Here is a 3,231-nt window from a genome sequence, read left to right as displayed (position 1 = left end):
GCCCGACGCCGGACGCTCCCGAGGAGGAGCGCCCGGCGCCGTCGGCGTGAGCGGCGGGGTCAGTCCCCGGGGCGGCGGGCCCGCTTGAGGGCGTGGTGCACGGCCCAGGCGTCGGCGACCGGCCCGAGGTGGCCGAGCTTGTCGGGGTTGAGGACGGAGCGGATGGCCTGGACCCGGCCCTCCGCGATGTCGAGCACCAGCGTGTTCAGCACCCGCCCGGCCTGGTCGCGGAAGACGGCGCCGGGCTGACCGTTGACCTCGTGCGGCTCGAAGGTCACGTCGATCCGGGCCATCATCGGCACCACCGCCGCCAGCAGCCGGGCCACCTGGGCGGCGCCGGCGACCGCCCGGGCCAGCTGCGGGGTCTTGCCGCCGCCGTCGCCGACCATGGTGACATCGGCGGCCAGCAGCTCCTGCAGACCGGCGATGTCACCCTCGCTCAGCGCGTCGAAGAAGCGCGCGGCGAGCTCGTCCCGCTCCTTGCGCTCGGCCTCGAAGCGCGGCCGGCCGTCCCGCATGTGCCGGCGCGCCCGCACCGCCAGCTGGCGGCAGGCCGCCTCGGAACGGCCCACCGCGTCGGCGACCTCGTCGAAGCCGAAACCGAACACCTCGCGCAGCACGAACACCGCCCGCTCCAGCGGGCTCAGCCGCTCCAGCAGCAGCAAGGCCGCCATCGACACCGAGTCGGCCAGCTCGGCCGCCCGGGCCGGATCCGCGTAGGGGTCGGCGAGCAGCGGCTCGGGCAGCCACGGCCCCACGTACTCCTCCCGGCGGACCCGGGCCAGGCGCAGCACGTCGATCGCGATCCTGGTCACCGTGGTGGACAGGAACGCCTTGACCGACGTCGGCCGGGTCGGCGAGGCGTCGTAGCGCAGCCAGGCCTCATGGACGGCGTCCTCGGCCTCGCCCACGCTGCCGAGGATCCGGTAGGCGATCGAGAACAACAGCGGCCGCAACTCCTCGAACTCGTCGACCTTGCTCACGCGGCTTCCTTCCCTCGGAACGGTACGAACGGTACTGGTCGGTGACCGGGCCCGCGATCGGTCAGTGGAACCGGCCGGCCACGTAGTCGCCAGCGGGCTGCCGGGTGATGACGTTCGCCCGGTTGGCCAGGTTCATGAACGAGATCAGCATCACCAGGGCGGCCAGCTGGTCCGTGTCGTAGTGCTCGGCGGCGTTCGCCCACACCTCGTCGGCGACCCCGCCGGCCCCGTCCGCGATCCGGGTGCCCTCCTCGGCGAGCGCCAGCGCGGCGCGCTCCGCGTCGGTGTAGACGTCGGCCTCCCGCCAGGCCGCGACCAGGTTCAGCCGCAGCGCGCTCTCGCCCGCGGCGGCGGCCTCCTTGGTGTGCATGTCGATGCAGACGGCGCAGCCGTTGATCTGGCTCACCCGCAGCGAGACCAGCTCCTGGGTGGTGGCCGGCAGCGGCATCTCCTTGAGCTCCCGGCCCAGCGTCATCAGGCCCTTGACGAGCCTGCCGCCGGTCGGGGTGGTGAAGAAGTCGATCCGCGCGTCCATGGTGTGCCCTTCGTCGTGGTGGCCGGTGCTTCACCCCCTGAGACGGATCGGCCCGCCATCCTGTGACATCCGCCGGGTACGGAGGGATTCCGGGGTGAACTGACTGGTAGTCAGGCAATCGTTCCGCTTTGCAAAACCTTTGCCGAACTCCGTTGACACGCCTGGTCCGTGGCGTGTTGAGTCGTCGCCGCCCACCTCGGGCACACACCCTGCGGACTCCCTGTGCCGTCCACCGTTTCCCACGATCGTGCGGCCCCCACCGCACAAGGGGTGATCTCGTCCATGCGTCACAGATTCCCGACCCGCTTGACCTTCGGCGCCGCGACCGCGGCCCTCCTCGGGCTGGTCGTCCCGCTCGCCCCCGCCGCCGCGGCGGCCGACCTCGACGGGGCGGGCGACTCCTCCCGGCACGGCGCCGCCTCGTACAAGCGGGTCGGCTACTTCATCCAGTGGGGCATCTACGGCCGCGACTTCCACGTCAAGAACCTGGAGACCAGCGGCACCGCCGGCAAGCTGACCCACATCAACTACGCCTTCGGCAACGTCGGCCCGGCCGGCACCTGCCAGATGGGCGGCCCCGGCTCCGACCCGTACGCCGACTACACCCGCCAGGTCGACGCGGCGGGGTCGGTGGACGGCGTCGGCGACACCGCCGGGCAGGCGCTGGCCGGCAACTTCAACCAGCTGCGCAAGCTCAAGGCCAAGAACCCCGGCCTCAAGGTGATGATCTCGCTGGGCGGCTGGAGCGGCTCGGCGTACTTCTCGGACGCCGTGCGCACCGAGGCCGGGCGCAAGGCGCTGGTCTCCTCCTGCATCGACCTCTACCTCAAGGGCAACCTGCCCGTGAACGAGGGCCGGGGCGGCGCGGGCGCGGCGGCCGGGGTCTTCGACGGCATCGACATCGACTGGGAGTGGCCGGGCTCCGACGGCGCCGAGGGCAATGTGTTCCGCCCCGAGGACAAGCGGAACTTCACCAAGCTGGTCCACGAGTTCCGCACCCAGGTCGACGCGTACAGCCGCACGCTCAAGCAGCGCAAGCACTTCGACCTCAGCGCGTACGTGCCCACCGCCCCCGCGAAGATCGACGCGGGCTTCGAAGTCTCCAAGATCATGCGGGACTTCGACTACGTCAACCTCCAGGGCTACGACTTCCACGTCTCCGGCGAGTCGACCACCGGGCAGCAGTCCGCGCTGTACGCGAAGAAGGACTTCAGCGTCGACCAGACCGTCAACGCCTGGCTGCGGCGCGGAGCCCCGGCGCGCAAGCTGGTCACCGGCATGCCGTTCTACGGGCAGGGCTGGACGGGTGTCACGGGCGGAGGCGACGGTCTCGGGCAGCCCGCCGCCGGTCCCGCCCCGGCGACCTGGGTGGCCGGCTCCGAGGACTACAAGGCGCTGAAGAAGCTCGCCGCCTCCGGCGCCTACAAGCTCCACCGGGGGCCGCGCGACGGCAACGCCTGGCTGTTCGACGGCAACACGCTGTGGACGTACGACGACGCGACGGTGGTGCGCACCAAGGCGGAGTACGTGCGCCGCGAGGGCCTCGGCGGGGCGATGATCTGGTCGCTGGACGGGGACACCCCGGACGGTGAGCTGATCACCGCGATCGACCGCGGGCTGGGCCGGCGGTGACGTTCCGGCCGTGACGCGCTGACACGCTGACGCGGTGACGCGGTGATGGGGTGATGGGGTGCGCCGCCCGGACCGGAGGTC

The 3,231-nt window shown here is 71.9% G+C and carries 3 protein-coding genes; 1 reads left to right on the top strand and 2 read right to left on the bottom strand.

The window, feature by feature from the left end; genetic code table 11:
• Window positions 1-59 precede the first annotated feature (59 nt).
• Together ABD308_RS25725 and ABD308_RS25720 are read right to left on the bottom strand one after the other, a co-directional pair.
• A complete protein-coding gene (locus ABD308_RS25725; RefSeq protein ID WP_344338971.1) occupies window positions 60-983 on the bottom strand; it encodes an RNA polymerase sigma-70 factor in 924 nt (307 codons plus the stop codon).
• 61 nt (window positions 984-1,044) lie between these two features.
• Complete coding sequence (locus ABD308_RS25720) at window positions 1,045-1,518, bottom strand: carboxymuconolactone decarboxylase family protein (RefSeq protein WP_344338970.1); 474 nt, start codon at window positions 1,516-1,518, stop codon at window positions 1,045-1,047.
• Window positions 1,519-1,800: 282 nt separating this feature from the next.
• Between ABD308_RS25720 and ABD308_RS25715 the strand changes: the two genes are divergently transcribed.
• On the top strand, window positions 1,801-3,150 hold the full coding sequence (locus ABD308_RS25715; RefSeq protein WP_344338969.1) for a glycoside hydrolase family 18 protein: 1,350 nt from the start codon (window positions 1,801-1,803) through the stop codon (window positions 3,148-3,150).
• The last annotated feature ends 81 nt before the right edge of the window (window positions 3,151-3,231 follow it).

The organism is Kitasatospora putterlickiae (assembly GCF_039527695.1).
GTDB lineage: Bacteria > Actinomycetota > Actinomycetes > Streptomycetales > Streptomycetaceae > Kitasatospora > Kitasatospora putterlickiae.
This window is presented reverse-complemented; position numbering and strand designations above follow the sequence as displayed.